The sequence below is a fragment of the Halomonas dongshanensis genome, assembly GCF_024790395.1.
Taxonomy (GTDB): Bacteria; Pseudomonadota; Gammaproteobacteria; order Pseudomonadales; family Halomonadaceae; genus Vreelandella; species Vreelandella dongshanensis.
The window spans coordinates 475,669-494,687 of record NZ_JAJISC010000001.1 but is presented as its reverse complement, the minus strand read 5'-3'; the positions used below and the strand labels follow the sequence as shown (position 1 = coordinate 494,687).

The 19,019-nt window shown below is 54.6% G+C and carries 18 protein-coding genes; 3 read left to right on the top strand and 15 right to left on the bottom strand.

All coding sequences use genetic code 11. The features are described 5' to 3' along the window. Nucleotides 1–115 precede the first annotated feature (115 nt). Together iolG and LLY24_RS02280 are read right to left on the bottom strand one after the other, a co-directional pair. Nucleotides 116–1,126: a bifunctional inositol 2-dehydrogenase/D-chiro-inositol 1-dehydrogenase gene (gene iolG, locus LLY24_RS02285; protein WP_259034641.1), complete on the bottom strand. Its 1,011-nt coding sequence runs from the start codon at nucleotides 1,124–1,126 to the stop codon at nucleotides 116–118. A 73-nt stretch (nucleotides 1,127–1,199) separates the two neighbouring features. Further along, a complete protein-coding gene (locus tag LLY24_RS02280) occupies nucleotides 1,200–2,024 on the bottom strand; it encodes a TIM barrel protein (RefSeq protein ID WP_259034640.1) in 825 nt (274 codons plus the stop codon). A gap of 395 nt (nucleotides 2,025–2,419) precedes the next feature. On the opposite strand from LLY24_RS02280, the gene LLY24_RS02275 reads away from it, so the two are divergent. After that, nucleotides 2,420–3,250, top strand: coding sequence for a MurR/RpiR family transcriptional regulator (locus tag LLY24_RS02275; protein ID WP_259034639.1), 831 nt, complete (start codon nucleotides 2,420–2,422; stop codon nucleotides 3,248–3,250). A 133-nt stretch (nucleotides 3,251–3,383) separates the two neighbouring features. Beyond that, on the top strand, nucleotides 3,384–4,187 hold the full coding sequence (gene iolB / locus LLY24_RS02270; RefSeq protein WP_259034638.1) for a 5-deoxy-glucuronate isomerase: 804 nt from the start codon (nucleotides 3,384–3,386) through the stop codon (nucleotides 4,185–4,187). Between the two features lie 144 nt (nucleotides 4,188–4,331). Here the strand turns inward: iolB and LLY24_RS02265 are convergent, their stop codons facing one another. The 8 genes from LLY24_RS02265 to LLY24_RS02230 are packed head-to-tail and all read right to left on the bottom strand — an operon-like array spanning nucleotide 4,332 to nucleotide 12,299. After that, nucleotides 4,332–5,090 (bottom strand): fumarylacetoacetate hydrolase family protein, encoded by a 759-nt coding sequence (locus LLY24_RS02265; RefSeq protein WP_259034637.1) that lies wholly within the window; start codon nucleotides 5,088–5,090, stop codon nucleotides 4,332–4,334. Further along, on the bottom strand, nucleotides 5,083–6,531 hold the full coding sequence (gene hydA, locus LLY24_RS02260; protein WP_259034636.1) for a dihydropyrimidinase: 1,449 nt from the start codon (nucleotides 6,529–6,531) through the stop codon (nucleotides 5,083–5,085). Before hydA ends, LLY24_RS02265 begins: the two co-directional genes overlap by 8 nt. Further along, on the bottom strand, nucleotides 6,524–7,264 hold the full coding sequence (locus LLY24_RS02255) for a maleate cis-trans isomerase family protein (protein WP_259034635.1): 741 nt from the start codon (nucleotides 7,262–7,264) through the stop codon (nucleotides 6,524–6,526). Before LLY24_RS02255 ends, hydA begins: the two co-directional genes overlap by 8 nt. A 34-nt stretch (nucleotides 7,265–7,298) precedes the next feature. Then, entirely contained in the window at nucleotides 7,299–8,051 is a 753-nt protein-coding gene (locus tag LLY24_RS02250; protein ID WP_259034634.1) for an aspartate/glutamate racemase family protein, read from the bottom strand. Between the two features lie 17 nt (nucleotides 8,052–8,068). Then, on the bottom strand, nucleotides 8,069–9,436 hold the full coding sequence (locus LLY24_RS02245; protein WP_259034633.1) for an amidohydrolase family protein: 1,368 nt from the start codon (nucleotides 9,434–9,436) through the stop codon (nucleotides 8,069–8,071). Nucleotides 9,437–9,454: 18 nt separating this feature from the next. Beyond that, complete coding sequence (locus tag LLY24_RS02240) at nucleotides 9,455–10,735, bottom strand: TRAP transporter large permease (RefSeq protein WP_259034632.1); 1,281 nt, start codon at nucleotides 10,733–10,735, stop codon at nucleotides 9,455–9,457. Next, on the bottom strand, nucleotides 10,732–11,289 hold the full coding sequence (locus tag LLY24_RS02235; protein WP_259034631.1) for a TRAP transporter small permease: 558 nt from the start codon (nucleotides 11,287–11,289) through the stop codon (nucleotides 10,732–10,734). Before LLY24_RS02235 ends, LLY24_RS02240 begins: the two co-directional genes overlap by 4 nt. 8 nt (nucleotides 11,290–11,297) lie before the next feature. Beyond that, nucleotides 11,298–12,299 carry a TRAP transporter substrate-binding protein gene (locus LLY24_RS02230; protein WP_259034630.1) on the bottom strand — a complete coding sequence of 334 codons (1,002 nt, stop codon included), beginning with the start codon at nucleotides 12,297–12,299 and terminating at the stop codon, nucleotides 11,298–11,300. A gap of 359 nt (nucleotides 12,300–12,658) precedes the next feature. On the opposite strand from LLY24_RS02230, the gene LLY24_RS02225 reads away from it, so the two are divergent. Next, complete coding sequence (locus LLY24_RS02225) at nucleotides 12,659–13,342, top strand: GntR family transcriptional regulator (RefSeq protein ID WP_259034629.1); 684 nt, start codon at nucleotides 12,659–12,661, stop codon at nucleotides 13,340–13,342. 338 nt (nucleotides 13,343–13,680) lie between these two features. On the opposite strand, the gene LLY24_RS02220 is transcribed toward LLY24_RS02225, so the two are convergent. From LLY24_RS02220 to LLY24_RS02200, 5 genes are all read right to left on the bottom strand, one after another. Further along, nucleotides 13,681–15,159 carry an amidase gene (locus tag LLY24_RS02220; protein WP_259034628.1) on the bottom strand — a complete coding sequence of 493 codons (1,479 nt, stop codon included), beginning with the start codon at nucleotides 15,157–15,159 and terminating at the stop codon, nucleotides 13,681–13,683. 10 nt (nucleotides 15,160–15,169) lie between these two features. Continuing rightward, nucleotides 15,170–16,471, bottom strand: a complete 1,302-nt coding sequence (locus LLY24_RS02215; protein ID WP_259034627.1) for a TRAP transporter large permease — start codon at nucleotides 16,469–16,471, stop codon at nucleotides 15,170–15,172. Further along, nucleotides 16,468–17,085, bottom strand: a complete 618-nt coding sequence (locus tag LLY24_RS02210) for a TRAP transporter small permease subunit (protein WP_259034626.1) — start codon at nucleotides 17,083–17,085, stop codon at nucleotides 16,468–16,470. Before LLY24_RS02210 ends, LLY24_RS02215 begins: the two co-directional genes overlap by 4 nt. Before the next feature lie 61 nt (nucleotides 17,086–17,146). Continuing rightward, on the bottom strand, nucleotides 17,147–18,196 hold the full coding sequence (locus LLY24_RS02205) for a TRAP transporter substrate-binding protein (RefSeq protein WP_259034625.1): 1,050 nt from the start codon (nucleotides 18,194–18,196) through the stop codon (nucleotides 17,147–17,149). Between the two features lie 83 nt (nucleotides 18,197–18,279). Next, nucleotides 18,280–18,975: a cyclase family protein gene (locus LLY24_RS02200; RefSeq protein ID WP_259034624.1), complete on the bottom strand. Its 696-nt coding sequence runs from the start codon at nucleotides 18,973–18,975 to the stop codon at nucleotides 18,280–18,282. Nucleotides 18,976–19,019: the final 44 nt, after the last annotated feature.

The window sequence follows — 19,019 nt, the reverse complement described above, 5'->3', positions numbered from 1 at the left end:
GATTTGGCTGGAAAAGAGACGTTGTTATTCATTGGCGTTGCGCTCAAATTAGAATAAAAATTCTAAATAATCAACAAATAGAACGGTGCTTGAGCGATACTTTAGCCGCACCACATCAGGCGTAGAACGCCGGGCGCTCGGGCATCAAAATGGGCTCGATGGCACCGCTCTCTTGGGCCCTAACGCAGACATCGCCCGCAATGGCGGCCGCGTAGCCATCCCACGACGAAGGACCACCTAACGTGCCGCTCGCCGCACCGTCGATGAACGCCTGCAGCTCGACGCTGAAGGCGTCGGCGAAACGTTTTTTCCAATCCATCAGAATCTCGTTGGAGCGCTGGGCGGACTGGCGGAACTGCAGCGACTGAGGTTCCGGTAGGCGGGCCACGCCCTCCTCGCCGACTACCTCGCACTGAATGTCGTAGCCGTAGCGGCAGTTGACGAACACCTCGACGTCGATACGCACGCCCTTGACGGTTTCGAGCATCACGATCTGCGGGTCGGCCACTTGGCTATGGGCGTGGCGGGTCTTGCGTGGAAACACTACCTGGGCGTTCTTGTAGTCGTCGTCGAGCAGCCAGCGGAAGGTATCGAGTTCGTGGATCAAGGTGTCGTGAATCGCCATCGGCGTGACGTAGCGCTCGGGCACCTCGGGATTGCGGTGGGCGGCGTGGACCATCAAGGGCGCGCCCAAACGGTCGGTGTCGATCGCCTCTTTCATCAACTGGTAGCCGCTATCGTAGCGGCGCATGAAGCCGACCTGTACCAAGCGCTTACCCGCGGCCTGCTCCGCCTCGATGATACGCCGACACCCGTCGGCGGTAGTGGCAAGCGGCTTCTCGCAAAAGACCGGCTTACCCGCTTCGATTGCGGCCAGCACGTACTCTTCGTGGGTGGGGCCCCAGGAGGTCACCATCACCGCATCGACCGCCTCGGATGCGATCAGTGAGGCGCCGTCCGGATAGACCTCTGCGGCAAGCCCCAAGCGCTCGACCACGCCGCGCGCCTGCTCTTGATCGACGTCGGTCACGGCCGTGATCGTAGCGCCAGTGAGCTGCAGGGTGATCCGACGCGCGTGCTCTTCACCGATCATACCGGTGCCGATGATGCCAATATGAATCGTCATGCAATGTCCTCTTGTTGTGAGCTGTGAGCTGTGAGCTGTGAGCTGTGAGCTGTGAGCTGTGAGTTGCGGAGCGTTAGGACAGCGCCTGGCGTACGAAGGCCATGCTCTCGCCCAGCGCGCCGTCGGGATCAGGATGCTGATGCACGCGGGCGGCGAAGGGTTCGAAGGAGACATAGCCGCGATAGCCATCGTTTAGCAGGCGCTTGAGCTGCCCGACGTTATCCAGGCGGTCGTCGGCATCGACCAGCACGCGATGTTCGTCGAGCATGGTGTCCAAAGCGATGGTGGGATCGTCGAGCCCGGAGATATGCACAAGCCCCGTGCGCTCGGCGAAGAGCGCCTGCTCTCCCGCACCGCGGTGGTGGAAGGTGTCGTGCACCAGAGAGAAGCGCGCCCTGAGGCCCAGCGCATCGATCACGTCCAGCGCTTCGGCTTTCATGCGCAGCGTGGAGGTAGAAAATCCAAGCGGCTCGACGAAGCCCTGTAAATCGTAGCGGCCCAATACCCCATCCAGCGCCGTGAGCGCCTGCTCCAACCCAGCACGGCGCTCGCTGGCGCTAGCGCGGTGATCGGCATCTACCAGGGGGCAGAGCACCAAGCCCTGGCCGCCAGCGGCGTCGACCCACTGCGCTAGCGTTTCGGCCTGCTGGGCGCGCTCGGCGTTCCACACATTGAAGGGGTAGAGCGCGTTGAGACTCAGCACATCGATACCCAACTGACGGGCAAGAGCACCTGCGCGCTGCGCCGAGGCAACGTCGACGATGCTATTGGCGCCGACGTCGTTACGCAGTTCGACCGCTCTCACGCCCATGGCGGCAGCGGTTTCGATCAGCTGTTGAGGCGTCCAGCGTGGATTGACCATATGGTTGAGGGCAAATTTCAGCTCGGCATGGGCCATGACGATCTCCAAGAGGTCATTTTCATTGTTGGCTAAGAACGATTGCTCAAGAACGTACTCAAGAACGTACTCAAGAACGTACTCAAGAAAGAACACGGCGAGAATAGAATAAACATTCCATCGCAACAACACGCCGAACTTTTGATTTCACGACCGAAGATGGGTATCGCTAAAGCAGCCAAGAAAAAACAGTGTGTTAACGGAAAGCGTGCGATATCCACGGCACTTTGCGTCCGACTAAAGCAGTACGGTGGTAGCTAGCCGCCGTCCGCCTTTGTCCGACGAAAGGCCTGGACTCGCTACAGCGAGCAAAACTCTCGATGGAATTTATATTCCAGGTTCACTAGGCTAGGGGCTCCAACAAGATCCCACGACCTCGACCGTCAGAGCGCCCGATGACCCCACTACCCCACGATTTCGCTTCCCTTGAAGCACGTATCACCGCCGACTATCCGTCGCTTAGCCGTCGGCTGCAGCAAACGGCGAAGTTTCTGCTCGACCATCCGCAGGAAGTCGCCTTCGCCACCGTAGCCCAGCTAGCGCAGCAGGCGGGGGTCACGCCCTCGACGCTGATCCGCTTCTCGAACAGCTTCGGCTTTTCCGGCTTTTCCGAGATGCAGCAGCTGTTTCGGGCGCGTCTTTTTGACGAGTTGCCCAACTACAACGAGCGTATCCGCGCCGTGCGTACCGCCACGGGTGAAACGCCTGATAGCGCGCAGCTGCTTTGGGAGTTCGCCACCGCCAACCAGGAAGCGCTCAGCCAGCTCCCTGGGCGTATCGCCCCCGAACAGCTGGAGCAGGCGCTGGATATTTTCGAGCGTGCTAAAGCCGTACACCTAATGGGCGCGCGACGCAGCTTTACGGTTGCCAGCTACATGACCTACGCGCTGCACCACATCGATAAACCGGCTTTTCTGATGAATGGCCTGGGCGGCATGTACGACGAGCAGCTCAAGGCGGTGAGCCACGAGGATGCGCTACTGGTGATCAGCTTCGCCCCCTACGCCGAGGAGTCGACCGAGGTCGCCAAGCAAGCCCATGCGCGCGGCATTCCGCTCGTGGTACTCACCGACTCCACGCTAAGCCCGCTGGTGCGCCTGGCCGATGTCGCGCTGATCGTTCACGAGGCAGAAGTAAAAGGGTTTCGTGGGTTAACCGCTTCACTCTGCCTAGCGCAGACGCTGGCGATTGCGCTGGGGGTTCGCCAGGACACTGCGCGGGCTTAAAGAAACGTTGCGGTTCGAACGGCTACGACGCGGTGAGCGGAAACTCAATGGTTCATTTTTTTGATTATTTAAAAAATAGAATATAAATTCTAAATACAACAACGCACCTCTCGCCAGCACACCAGGAGACCGTATGTCATCGCTACTCGTTCGCCCCAGCGCCCCGGATGCACAGGGCAAAATCATCGACGTGACGCCCGCCTCGGCAGGCTGGAAACACATCGGCTTTCAGGTGCATCAGCTTGCGCCAGGGGAGCACCTTGAAGCCACCACCGGCGATCAGGAAGTCTGTTTGGTACTGCTTACCGGGCGCGCCAACGTAGTGAGCGGCGAGCACCGCTTCGACGACATCGGCGAGCGAATGGACGTGTTCGAGCAGATACCGCCCTATGCGGTCTATCTGCCTAACGATACAAGCTACACCGTGGAGGCGACCACCGAGCTCGAACTCGCCGTGTGCGCCGCCCCGGGCCAGGGCAACCGCGCGCCAAGGCTGATCGCACCAAGTGACATCAAGCAGAGTACGCGCGGAGAAGGTAGCAACGTGCGCCACGTGCACGACATCCTGCCCGAAACCGAGCCCGCCGATAGCCTCCTCGTGGTCGAGGTGTTCACCCCAGCGGGCAACTGGTCGAGCTACCCGCCGCACAAACACGATGTGGATAACTTACCCCACGAGTCGCTGCTGGAAGAGACCTATTACCACCGCATCGACCCGCCCCAAGGGTTCGCTTTCCAGCGCGTCTACACCGACGACCGCACGCTGGACGAAACCATGGCGGTAGAAAACGGCTGCTGCGTTTTGGTGCCCAAGGGGTATCACCCCGTCGGCGCGCCCCACGGCTACTCGCTCTACTACCTCAACGTAATGGCCGGGCCCCAGCGCGTTTGGCAGTTCTATAACGATCCCGATCACGAATGGTTGATGCTTACTTAAACTTCTAAGTCTACATAAAATGAGTGCAGCATCTAATTATTTCTCTAGGTGCTGCACTCATTTAGCAAATCAAACCCAGTATTAAAGAATGTATCAGCATCCGCCATGCATTAAGCTCAGAGCCTTCACACACTCATTAAGCAATCACTCTAAAAATACAGAAACACCTCCAATATCCTTAAAGAAGGCTTGAACTACATCGCCAGGATTAATTTCAAACATTTTTGACCATGACCCAGTTGCAATCATATCGCCTTTTTGCAAAGGCCATCCTCTTTTCTCTGCATGCGAGGCAAGCCAAGGAATCATTGCTAATGGATCTCCCATCGGATGCCTGAACAACCCTTTATCCAATGAAAGGCCGTTCACTAAAATATCTAGCTCGGTTCCATAAAGACTTTTATTCCATTCATTTAAAACCCCATCTCCCAAAACCAATTTTCCATGCATTTGAAGATCTGCTAAGAGAAAGTTATCAGGCACATTTCTCCAATCTTCAACACGCACATCAAATATTTCAATTGCAGAAAAAACGCCATCTATTGAATTTCTGACATCACGATCACTACACCCCCCCAGTAACTCTCTTGACAGTCTAACTATAATTTCAACCTCAATCCCACATAAACTAAACAAAGAATTTTTTTTAATTACTGAAGGAGAAGGAATTATAAAGCGGTCAGGAACAGGTGCCGCTAACTCTCTTTCACCGACAAGCTTCCATGCGGAAGGCCTTCCATTAGGCCACCACTCCATTTGTATACCTAATAATTTCTGAATTTCATATGCTTCTAGCAGACTTCCAGGAGATAAGTCACTAGCTAACTCAGCATTGACTAACCCATTCCCCTTCCATGCATTAACCAATGTGGCTACCAACTCTTTCTTATCATATTTAACCATTCTCTTTAATTCCTGCCCCTACCTTAAACTTAGGTCTTGCTGGAACAGGTAAGTCACAATGTAAAAAATTACCGTAACCCGCTTCTCCGAGGTAGCTACTATCTTTCCAAACCACTCTTCCCCTTGAAAGAGTTATAGCTGGCCAGCTATTAACCTTTAATCCTTCATACGGAGTATAATCAACCGCATGATGTAAATCGACGTTACGAATAGTGCGATCAAGGCCAGTATCCCAGATCACTAGATCAGCATCGGCACCGATGGCAATTGACCCCTTACGTGGATAAACCCCATACATACGCGCAACATTGGTGGCGGTTAGCGCTACAAACTGCTGGATGGTAATCCTACCGGTCTCGACCCCATGGCTAAACAGCAGTGCTAAGCGGGTTTCGAGTCCAGGTATACCATTGGGAATATGATCAAAGCTGGCCTCTTCCCCTGCCGCAAACTTGCCCTGCGGTCCGTCAAAGGTGAACGGTGCATGATCGGAGGAGAACACCTGAAACACGCCATTCTCTAGTCCATCCCAGACGAGTTGCTGATTCGCCTTATCGCGAGGAGGTGGGCTACAAATGCACTTGGCTCCCTGGGGGTCATCATCCAGGCCCAGGTCATCGGCGGTTAGGAATAAGTACTGGGGGCAGGTTTCGGCATAGACACGTAAACCATGTTGATGCGCCCAACGCAGTTGTTCCATCGCTTCACGCCCAGACACATGCACGATCAAGATGGGCACATCAACCAGCTCGGCATAGGCAATAGCACGATGGGTGGCTTCGCGCTCAACCAACATCGGCCTAGCGGCCGCGTGATAGCGGGGTGCCGTATGACCATTGGCAATAAGACGCTCGGTTAACCAAGCAATACAGTCGGCATTTTCGGCATGCACCATCACCATGGCACCATGTTCACGGGCAACCGCCAACACATCTATGATTTCACGATCAGCTAGCTTTAAATCGTCGTAGGTCATGTAGATTTTAAAAGAGGTGTACCCTTCGCGGATCAGTTCCGGCAGCTCTACGGCAAGCACTTCAGGCGTGGGGTCGGTGACGATCAGATGGAAGGCGTAGTCGATGCACGCTTTACCTTCCGCTCGCTGATGATAATCCTCGACGGCCGCTCGCAGGCTCTGGCCCTTAATTTGACAGGCAAAAGGAAATATCGTCGTTGTTCCACCGCAGGCGGCTGAACGTGTCCCAGTGAGGAAATCGTCAGCCATTTGAGTACCATCAGATGTGGGCTGATCCAGATGGCAGTGGCCATCAATCCCACCAGGCAGTACCCAGCGCCCTGCTGCGTCAATTTCTTCTTTCCCCGTAGCAAGTGCATTGCCCAAGGCAACAATCACGCCATCGCGGATCCCAATATCGGCTTCAAAAACATCAGCGGCGGTGGCGCAGCGCGCCCGACGAACCACTAAATCGAACTCAGCCATGTGACAGTGCCCCTTCCATCAAACGTCCCCAGCCGGTGATCGGCGTAGTAGCGTGCCCCGTCATACGCAGCATTTTCCACACCACCGTGGCAGTGGTATCCAGTATTGGCACACCTAATTCAGCTTCCCACTGAGCAACCAGTTGAGCAGAGTTGAGGTTGGTACAGGCGACGACAATCAAGGGAGCGCCCTGTTCAGCCACCCGCCGCACCTGGGCGGTAAGGGTCTCTGCGCTCACCTCAGCAAAGGCAAAATTTTCACTGATACTAAGATGATCTTCCGCAACAATAGTGAAGCCTTCAGCGTGGTAATTCGCCAAGATACGCTGCTGTACATCGTCGGTATAAGGCGTTACCAGACCAAACTCACGCACACCGTGGTCGGTCATGATCTCGTTAAGCGCCAGCATTGATGTGGTGGCTTGAATGCCCGTTTCAGCCTTAATGCGTTGGCACAGAGTTACATCGTGATCAAAACCAAGCCAACCAGCGGAGGTGCCGCTCCAACCAATCACATCCACCCGGGCATCGGCGAGCAGCTTGGCGGCAGCGAGCACATGGGTATCGTCAAATTGGCCCAATGCGCGTTGGCTTAGAGCTATTTCCGTGACTCCAAATCGTGAAAAGTGCGCGGTGACACCAGACACTTGAGCCACCATCGCCGAGGTCAATGGCTCTAGTGCGGTATTCGAAGAGGGTGTTAGAACACCAAAACGGCTGCGGGGCGTGGTCATGGTCCTGCTCCAAAATTGATAGGCGGTATTTGCCTTACGATATGCGCTGTCGCCCGATTAACTGGCCCAAGGCAGGCGACAACCCCGTCCAGCTCTTTTCAGGGGGTGCGGAGTAGCTTCCTGCAGTGGCTTTATGAGGACTCAGCCGTACCAGCAGCTCTGCCTGATGAACGGCACAGCTAACGCCATCCACCACTGGCACTGGAATTCGCTCAGCAACACTGCGGGCCAGGCCGGCCAGCGGTGCGCCAGCAATAATCAACACATCAGCGCCATCTTCGCGCACTGCGGCGTCACATAGCGCTACCAACTGTTCACCTTTGTCCTGCTGAACACTGCCAATGTTGGGTAACGGTTCGTCTAAGCAGCGGACGCCCGCTAGCCGGGAAGCCATGCCGTAGCGGTCAACGGTTTCGCTATACCAGGCGCGAATACGCCGCGAAATCGCCACAATACCGATGCGACCACCCAGCATGGCGGCACTCATCAGGGCACTCTCGGTAAGCCCGACCACGGGTATCGGCAGCATTTCACGGGCAGCTTCTAAGCCCGGGTCGCCAAAGGCGGCAACAATAGCGGCGTCATGTCCGGCGTAGTGTTCAGCAAGCTCGTTCAGGGTGGCATACGCTCCGACCGCTGCTTCAGCGCGGGTTTCGATATAAGCCACGCCAAAGGCGGCCGTGCGCAAGGTAAGCTGCGTAGTAGCACTGACGGAACGCTTGGCTTCTGTGGCAATAAGGTCGGTCACACTTTGGGAAATATTGGGATTAACGATGAGTAGTTTCATCGAGAACTCTCCTTTCTCTATACCTGGGCTCGCGCACGCGTCCACAGTGCTTCAGCGGCGCGCTGGGCATCCGTCAATAATGCGGAGGTATCGGCGAAACAGAGTTCACCACCATCAACCACCACTTGGCCGTTACATACCACCATCTCGACATCCCGCCCTTGAGCGGTGTGTACCAAGTTGCCAAGGGCATTGATCAGCGGCACCAAGTGCGGGCGGCGGAAGTCAAACACCACTAAATCAGCACGCTTACCGAGAGAGAGAGAACCCAGTTCAGCATCCAGCCCTAACGCTTTGGCGCCTCCCAAGGTGGCCATTTCCAGCACGTGATGCGGCTGCCAGCTGTCGTTAATTTCGCTCTCTTGCACCCGGCCCATAATCAATGCCCAGCGCATCACTTCCACCATATCGCCGTGCATGTTGTCGGTGCCTAGAGCAAGGTTCGCGCCCGCTGCGCGTAAACGGGTGGTGGGGGCAATACGCCCCCCCGTCGCATTGCCGCGCGGAATATGGGCAATGTTGGTACCGGTACGGCCAATGCGCTCGATGTCACTGTCGCTCACGTACATACAGTGCGCGGCGGTAAAGCGTGGCCCGAGCAGGCCTACGTCCTCCAGCAGTTCGCTGGGGGTCATACCGTCACGCTCAAATACGCGCCGATTCTCTTTAAGGCTTTGAGAAAGGTGGCCGTTGACATGAATACCTAGCGCATCTCGGGTGGCAGCCACACGGGTTAACAAATCTCGGGAGCAGGTATCAGGTGCATGGGCAGCAAGCTCTACGCCTAATCGACCATCCAGCTTGCCTTGCCAGCGCTCGTGAAGCGCAATGGCTTCATTCAGCGTTCGCTCGCCAATTGCATCACGATGCTGCCAGATCCCCTCATGTACACGGCTGAAATCCACATCGTGGATACGTCCACAAGTAATCACCCGCATGCCTAGCTTGCCCATAGCGGGCAGCGTTAGGTCCGCATGAACATAGCTGTCGTTAATCAGTGTGGAGCCGAATAATAGCGCTTCGGCAGCCCCTAACCGTGCCAGAGCAACGGCCTCCTCTTCGCTCACTTCGTGGCCGTGTGGCACCCCGGGCGTATAGGCAGGTGCGAAGCCCATATCTTCTGCCACACCGCGCACCATGCTCAAAATGGTGTGGGTATGCACATTGATAAAGCCTGGGGTAATCACGCGACCGGTTAAATTAAGGGTCCGGCGCGCGGGCATTAGCGGCTGTGCCGGATCGTTTGGCCCTATCTCGACTAATCGACCTTGGTGAATCACGAGTCGGGCGTTGGCGATTTCTCCTAATGTCTCATCCATGGTGAGGGCACGGGCACCATGGATAACCAAATCGGCAGGATGTCGCGCATCAAAAGTGCTTTTCATGCTTTTCTCCCTAATCCGTTAGTAGCCCAATGCACGTGGCAGTGCAGTGACAAGTGACGGGATAAAAATACACAGGCCAAGCACAGCAAACTGAAACGCCACAAACGGCAGCGACTCTTTCACCAGTTGCATCATTGGCACCTTGGTAATCCCACTCATCACGAAATAAAGCACTCCCACCGGCGGCGTCATCATGCCAACCACCAAGTTGTACATGAACAGAAAACCGAAATAGAGCGGGTCAATGCCATAGGTCAGCGCGACAGGAGCAAACAGCGGCACCAGCATGATGTAGGCAGCATTCGATTCAATCAGCATCCCTACCACGACCAACAGTGCCATGGTGAGCAGGATGAACATCATCGGGTCGCTGGTCAGATCCTGGATAAAAGAGGACAGCATCATCGGCACCATTTCGATGGTGAAGATGAACGTCAGCACGGAAGCAAACGCTATCAACGCGCCGACCATGGCCGACGTGACCGCAGCACGGTAGAGACAGCCCGGCAGATCGGCGATTTTTAGCCGCCGCGTGACGACAAATCCGATCAGCGCTGAGTAGACCACGGCGATGGCGGCCCCTTCCGTGGCAGTAAAAATGCCACCTACAATGCCGCCCACCACAATGACCGGCATCATGATAATGATCAGAGCGCGTCGGCCCTGGAGAAAGACATTCGCTAAATTGAATCGCTCTCCGGTCAGGGCGTAACCACGCTTCCAGGAGATCCAACTGGCAATCGCCATAAAACCGATCGCCAACAGTATGCCAGGCAGAATACCCGCAATAAAAAGCCCGCCTACCGATACCGAAGAGCCCGCCATCAACGCATAGACGATCATGGCATTGCTGGGCGGGATCACCGGGCCCAAATTAGCTGCAGAGGCAATGACCGCGCCTGAATAAGCATCGGGATAGTACTTACGCAGCGAGGGAACCAGGGTACTACCCATGGCACTAGCACTGGCTACCGCAGCCCCACTCACGGAGGCAAAAATAGTCCCTGAGGTAATCGTGACGTGGGCTAACCCGCCATGCATTCGACCCACCAAGCTATTCGCAAAGGCAATCAGGCGATCCATAATCCCTGCCCGCACCATTAGCTCACCGGCCAGCATAAAAAGCGGAATGGCCATTAAGGGAAAACTATTAACCGCATGCATCATGCGCTGTGGCATCACCACCAGCTCAAAGTCGAGCATCCATAAACCCGCTAGTGAGCCAAACCCAAGCGCAAAGGCCAGCGGCATACCAAAGAAAGCCAGCCCAAGAAATACGCCAATCGCCAGCCAAGTCATGACAGTTCCTCCCATGTCCGCGAGCCACCCCATGCCAGCAACGCCAGGTGTAAAAAGGCGTGGGCACTGCAAATCAGCACCGCGATGTAGTAGATCGCTGACGTTACCGGTAGTGTCGGCATCAGCTCAGGCCAGCGGTCTACTGTTGCCACCCAGGCACCTAACATCACCATCAGCATTAACAGCGTCGAGATCCCAGCCATCAGACGAAAGAGTATTTCCTGCAACCAAGCCGGCATCATCATGACAAACAGATCAATGCCGACATGGACGCCGTGCTTCACACCATGGGGAATCGCCAGGAAGATCGCCCATACAAAGCACAACCGTGAAAGCTCGTCGGCTGCATCGATAGAGGAGCCCAGCACATAGCGCCAGAAAACCTGTAGCGCGACGATAGTGACCATCAGTGCCATTACGACGACAATGCCGCAGTAGGTCACACCATCCAGACGCCCAACCACCCATTTAGCCCGCTGAAACAGAGCACTGGTGCGCGGGGGTTCAGGCCCCCGCTGCGTTGGCTCTTGAAGTGATACAGAGGTATTTTTCATAGCGGGTCTCACAGTGCTGCTTGAGCTTCCTGGATGACCAGCTCGATAAATGCTGGGTCGATACGCTCTTTCAGACTGGTAGTAACCTCTTGAGTCGCATCACGCAGTTCAGCCCGTAACTCAGCAGAAATAGGCGTGAATTCCATGCCCGCTGCTACTAGCTGTTCGCGCCACTCTTCTTCCTCAGCCGCAGCGGCTGCACGTTGCCAAGCCATGGCCTCTGCCATAGCGGTATCAATAATGGCGCGGTGCTCTTCTGAAAGACGCTCGTAGCTGCGCTTATTGGCTACCGCGTTGATGAAGTCATAGAAGTGGCCACTATCAGACAAATACGGCTGCACTTCATTGAAGCGACGACTAGCGATAATGTTGTAGGGGTTTTCCTGGCCATCCAACACTCCTTGTTGTAACGCCGAATACAGCTCGGAGACGTCCATGGAAACCGGGTTGGTACCCAGCGCTCGGAACGTTTGCAGATGCACTTCATTGGGCTGTAGACGAATACGCATACCAGCAAAGTCATCCACAGAAGTGATAGGGCGCAGGCTATTGGTAACATGACGAAAACCCAGCTCACCATAGCCAAGATTGACAAACCCCAGTGCCTCCATCTTGGCATCCAACTGCTCGCCGACCGGGCCATCCATCACAGCAAATGCCTGCTCTCGATTATCAAATAGGAAGGGCAGACTGACGGCTTCATATTCGGGAATAGTGCGCGTGAAATAGGCGATCGAGGTGAATACCGCAAAAATCGTGCCTGAGCGCACTTGGTCAACATTCTCGGTGGCACCGCCTAGCTGCATCGCGGGGAATAGATCGATTTGCAGTTCGCCATCCGACTCCCGCTCGACCTGCTCTTTGAATACCTCCATGGCGCGGGAAACCGAGTGATCGGTCGGAAAATTACCAGCGACGCGCAGCCGCTCTGCAGCTTGTAGCGAGGACGAAAACAGCGCTGCTGCTGTGATGAGTGACGCCAATGTCAATACAGATGCTTTTGAGATCATGGGGGAGGCTCCAGCGGTTTCATGGGGTAACCATCGCCTACGGGTATGGGCGGGTACGTTATGGAATAGCAAGCGCCATGCCATGGCCCCTCGAGAACCTCAAAACATTTCCCTAAAAAAAAATCATAAAACACTGATTTTAAATAAAATTAAAAAAATAACATGAAATAAACAATTTTTAATTAAAATATTGCATACAATAAATAGCACAATAAAATGCGCGCACTTAGCACCAAAATAGCCTGCTACGCACCAAGAAAGTGCGTAGTAATACTGGCTAAAACGTTTTTAATGCAGCACTACTGGCTCGCTTCACCTTACGGCATACTGGACTCAGTTTTTGACAGGATATAACGACCATGGACGCTTCTCTGACGACGAAACCCGCCATTGAACAGATAGCTGAGCGGATTACCGATGCCATTATGGAGCACCGGCTACCGCCAGGGGTAAAACTAGGGGAAGACCGCCTCGCGCAAACGTTCAATGTCAGCCGTACCAAGGTTCGGCAAGCGCTTACCTCACTCTCCAAGGAGGGGTTGGTCACCCTGCATCCCAACCGTGGAGCTTACGTGACCCGCCCTACCCGCCAGGAAGCACTCGATCTCATGGAAACCCGACGTTTGATCGAGCCGGAAATCATTCGGCAGGTAATCGCCCGGGCAACGCCTACCGACCTGGATAAGCTTAAGGCGCATTTAGTCGAGGAAGAACGTGCCAGAGCAGAGGGTAATCGGCGACTAATCATCAGCTTAACCGGCAGATTTCATATGCTGCTGGCAGAGCTCGGCGGCAATCTCTTCATTCAGAAGTTAATGTCCGAGCTATGTCCGCTCACTTGCCTAATCATTGCGCTATATGATGCTCCGCAAATGCCCGCCTGCCCTGAGGATGAGCATGCGCGCATTGTGGATGCGATCATCAACAAAGATGCCGAAAGCGCCATTCACCTGATGCTGCATCACCTTAATCACATTCAGGATGCCTTACATCTGGGAGACCCAGAAGCACGGGATATTCACTGGGAAACCCTATTTGGCTAGCGTTCTTATTGCTCGCATGTAGCTTCCTATATTGCCGCCTCATCCTCTTTACCAGAAGCTTGGGGTGGCATGATACTAGTGCCCCAATGCTTAGCGATAATACAAAGCCGTATCATTCACACACATTTGTGGCGCTCCGCATAATCTAAAAAGAGCGCTAATATCTACGCTTAGCCAACCATCAGGCTATCCCACTGATATGCTTAGTGTGCACCCAGCAGATATGATTCAGCAGCTTTTCTATGTAGGCACGGTAGACTGCTTTTTCCGGACAGCAAGGCTACAGGGGCCGCCCGGCATCCCCCTGTAGATCACGCAAGCGCTCTGCTATATCCAGATCAATCGCCTATGGCATAAGGGTTCCTTTCGGTTGAGGGCCCCGATACACAAGGTGGCCACTGGTGTTGAAAACCACTATTTTCCAACTGCATAGCCACCTGTAGCAGCCAGCGCTCGTTACCTGGTTTAGCGACCAGTTGAACGCCAACGGGTAGCTCTCCAGGCTGGCGCGGCATCGGCAAACAGATACTGGGAAACCCCACCAACGAAATCAGAAACGTACATGCCAGGTAATCGATGATCGTCTCACAGGCATGCCCTTCTATTTCCCAGACATCGTCTTGAGTATTAGCAAATGGCATGACACTGGTTGCCGGTAGCACGAGTAGATCAAATTGTGAGAAGAATGCCTGAAAGCGTCGGTACACCTTTGTGCGTGTATTTTCAGCGTGTAGATACTGAGAGGCGCTAATGCCTTCGCCCTGACGTACATTCCAAACAAATGAAGCGGAGAGATGCTGCTCCTGAGCGTTGACCAGTGCGCCAAAAGTAGCCCATGACTCAGCAGCCCGAAGCGTTTTGAACGCCGCAACGCCTTCTGACACCTCAGGATGCTGCCACGCTACAGGTCCAAGTAAAACACCGATCAGTTCGACCGCCTGAGAGAAAGCGGTGTCGATTGGTTTTGCGACATGATAGGCACCGCCAAGCGTCAGGGACGCAGCCACTCGAACCATGCGCGAACCGTTGACAGATTCTAGATTCGCTACCTTGAGCGAATACGCGTCCGATATGAAGCGCGCCGAGCTGGGATCATCCGTATGCCCACCCTGCATAACATCCATCATTAACGCTGCATCCCGCACGTTGCGGGCCAATACACCTTGGGTAGCCAGCATGCTCCACCCACGCGGGCGGTACGGCTCGGCGATGGTACCCGGCGCTGGCCGCAAGCCTACGCAGCCGCAAAAAGCGGCCGGCGTTCGTACCGACCCGCCAAAATCCGTGCCCTGGGCCAACGGCACCATACCTGTGGTCACCGCAACGGCCGACCCACCGCTTGACCCTCCTGAACTGAGCGCTAGATCCCATGGATTGGCAGTCGGACCGCAGAGGTCGTTGGTGCAAATAGCCCCAAAAGCAAATGCCGGCGTATTAGTTTTACCTAGCACAATGGCACCAGCCGCTTTCAGCCGTGCAACGGAAAGCTCGTCTCGTACTGGCCGGTTGTACGCCAAAAGGCGTGAGCCTTTCGTGGTAGGTATACCCACCGAGTCGCTCACATCCTTCACCGCGACCGGTAGCCCATGCAGAGCACCGAGCGTTTGGCCTGTACGCCGCTTTCGATCACACGCTTTTGCTGCAGCAAGAGCACCTTTCGCATCGACATTAATAAATGCCTGGAGCGCACCATTAAGCGAATCGATGCGAGCCAAGGACGCCTCTACCAGCGTTTGAGAGGTTAAGCGGCCCTCCGTCAGTTGAGTGAGTAGCTCACTCGCTGACTGGTGCAATATGCCATTGAGATCGTCATTCACTTTCGGCTCCTTACAACAACCGATATGGTAGCCACGTCACAATGGACGGGAAGGTAATAATCAACGCCGTCGCGAATAGCAATACAGCAACAAACGGAATGATGCCCCAGTAAACATCAATGACCGAGCCGGTGCGGCGCACCCCCTGCACCACGAAGAGGTTCATACCAATGGGCGGCGTAATCAGGGCTAATTCCATCATCAAGACCAAAAAAATTCCAAACCACACGGGGTCGATACCCATGAACATTACGATAGGAAACACGATGGGGATGGTGCCCACCATCATCGAGAGCGTTTCAATAAAGCATCCCAGGATGAGATAAAACACCACCAGAACCAGTAAAAAGCCGAGCACACTTAGTTCCATGGAAGCGACAAAACGAGTTAGCGCCTGAGGCACGCCCAAAACGCCAACCACAAACTTCAGAAAAAAGGCCGCGATGATAATCAGCAGAATCATCGCCGTTGTGCGTACGGTAGAGAGAAACGCTGCGTGTAGCATCGTCATTGTCAGCGCACGATTCCATACCGCTAGCCCAAGCGCCATCAACACGCCCAGTGCAGCTGCTTCGGTTGGTGTCGCCCAGCCCAAATAGATGCTCCCCATGACCACACCAAATACCAATAGAGGGGGAATCAGGTGTTGTAGACTGGTCAATCTAACCTTCAAGGGGCTTTTGTCCTGAAGGGTACCGGCAAGATTGGGAAATAGCGTGCAGATAATAGCGATCGCCAGCATGAACAGCGTAACGAGCAACAATCCAGGTATTAACCCTGCAGCGAACAGTCGGCCCACAGAGGTACCGGTCAGCGCACCATAAATTATCAGGTTCACACTGGGGGGAATCAAAATCCCTAGCGTGGCGCCCGCCGCAATCGACCCCAGCACCAAGCGCTCATTAAAGCCTCGCTGTTTAAACTCCGGCAACGCTACGGTTGCAATGGTGGCTGCCGTGGCTACTGAAGACCCTGACACCGCCGCAAAAAGACCACTCGCGCCGATATTGGTATGCAGTAGTCCACCAGGTAAGCGGCCAAGCAGTACCGATAATCCGTTATACATTCGCTGGGTGACGCCACAACGCAGTAGCAGTTCACCTAACAGAATAAACAGCGGTATCGCCGTTAACAGAAAATCGTTCATCACCGCCCAAAGTTGGGTCCCGAAGGTCCCCAACATGGCGGGCGACAGATACACCAGTGCGCCCAATGCACTCGCTAGAAAAATAGCGACGGCGACATGCACGCCAAAAATCATCAACCCCAACATAAGGGCAAAGCCCATCAGGGCACCGGTAATGTCGATCATGGCCGCTCCCCTTTACCGACAAACTGATTCTCCAACTGGCTTTCAGCTTCTGCCAGGCTCTTCTCCACCTCATCTTGTAACGAGGGAGGGCCATAGCGGTCATTGAGCGTCTGATAATGAGCGCCTGCTAATAACCAAAGACTGTGTAACAGCATCGCTGCGGCGACGAGTGCAAAGAGTGTTACGCCCAGCATCCACACCCCTTGAGGGATCCATAACGGGGTCTGCAAAGGGGTACTGGCGCGACTCCCGTAGGCGATGCTCGACTGCCATGTGCCCCAGACCTGCAGCAACATAAACACCGCAAATCCCGCCAATAACAATACTGCTATAGTGTTCAGTCCCGCCTGAATAGCAATAGGGAAACGATTGAGCCCGAGTTCAATCCGCGTGTGCATCCGGTGCATGAGCGCAGCAGAAAAACCAACAGCAGAGGTAATCGCTAAAACATAACCACCGAGCTCATCCACTCCTTGTATCGAGTGGCCTAGTAACCGGCGAGCTACAATCTCGTAACCTATTAACAAGCAGAGCCCAAGGCATGCATACCCACACAGAATGGCAGCGATATTGACTAGCCGTTCCAGCCCTGAAAAAAACCTGATGGACCGCATCTGCGATATCTCCTTCATAGATACGCCGGACGGATGCTGATCGCTCGTCCGGCAGAGCTCATTACTCGATGGCTAAGCCGCGTGCCTCACCAATGGTGCGATTCCAAAGAGAAGCGCACGCTGAGTAGTTAGCGTTACAGGTTTCAGACCAGGTGGGCAGTATCACCTCGGACACCGCAGCATTCAGAAGCTCCTCATCTTCACTGCTGGGCTCGACAAGGGCCATATCAAAGCGCTGATAACTGTCGCAGTTGTCGCTACCGGTCGAGCAATTCACCGCATCTTGGGTAAGTGTTCTGGCCATGTTCCAGTACTGGCTTTCCAGGTCCACGTACGCCTCAGCAATGGCCTCCTGCGCCTCGGGCGACATGGCATTCCAGGTATCCAGATTCATCATGTGCGCCTGCACTGACCAGCTCACCCCAAGCGTCAATAGAGAGTCGGTGACTTCCGGCCAATTCCCGGTATTACCCGAGGTGGGTGAGGTTACCCCACATTCGGCTACGCCTCGCTGCAAGGCAGGGTAAACTTCTGCAAACTGCAGCGTAATCGGCGTCGCTCCCAGATACTCCAATAAGGCAGACATACTTGGGGTAAAGGAACGGACACGTTTGCCACGTAAGTCAGCTAGGCTTGCCACGTCACCAGAGCAAAAAAACACTTGGGGGCCAAATGGCCATAACCCCATAACACGGGCATTAAAACGCTCAGCCACCCGGTCACTGAACACATCACGATAGGCCTCAATGGTGGTTTGCAACGTATCAATATCCGGCGACACACCAATCAGATCTAGGCCTTCCAGGAAAGGATCGTCACGTGCAGCGGAACCAATCGTGGTTTCGACAACATCGAAACTACCGCTGCTCACCATACGCATGGTGTCCTGCATATTGACACCGACGACATCCAATGGATTGAAGTTGACCTGTACATCTAACCCTGTCCGTTCACCTAGGGTGGCGTAAAAATCACGCTCCAGCGCCGTGTGGTGCTGGTGGGTTGAGACAATACCAATCGCATTCAAGCTAAGCTGTTCGGCATGCAGAGTAGTGGATGACAGCGCTACAAAGGTGCAACCAATCATCAGCGCTAGATGACGTTTTCTCACGACGTTCCCCTCAAGTGTTGAAATATGACGGTATGCGCTGGCAGGAAGGAACTTCCCTGCTCACCGCGATAAAGACAAGGAAGTTATTCAAGAAATGCTAAGGCTCTAACAGGAGATGCTGAGCCACCCTTGATACGTAGGGGAATACCCTGAAAGATAAACTCTCCTTTACCAACCAGTGCTTCAAGGTTCCAAAGCCACTCGTAATGCACCATTCCCAGGTCACGACAGGCTCGGTGATTTTCGAAGATATTTTCATCCACACGGTCGGTAGATGGCCCCTCAACGCCATGCACCCTGGAGCCCCGCTCGTAAAGCCAGTGAGTAGCATCTGCGGTGACCTGGGCATTGTTTGTACAAATCGAATCGTTAGGCCAGTGGCGCGCATTCAAGCCGGTACACAGTAAAACGATATGCCCATCCACCTTGACTCCTGCAACCTGCTCGGCCGCTTCCAGCCTATCGCGGGTGATATCCCCCCGATCCCCGACATGGCGCAAATCCAGGCAGACAGCCTTACCCATGAACATATCCACAGGCATTTCGTCAATGGTGGCCCCGTCAGGATGGTTGTGAGATAGCGCATCGACATGGGTTCCGGTGTGGTCCAGCATTCCCAGGTAAAAGGTCGTGAACGTCAACAGATCCTCCGGCGTCCCCTGCTGGAACTTTTTGGAGGCTTCATGAGTGGTATGCGGAATCACCACAGGACGTGCAAGCCGACCCAATGCGGGCAAACCATCCTGAAGTGGTAGGGTAAGGTCAATAATGGTGGGCATGAAAATACCTTGGCTGATTCAACGACTGGGATTCAGTGTTAGCG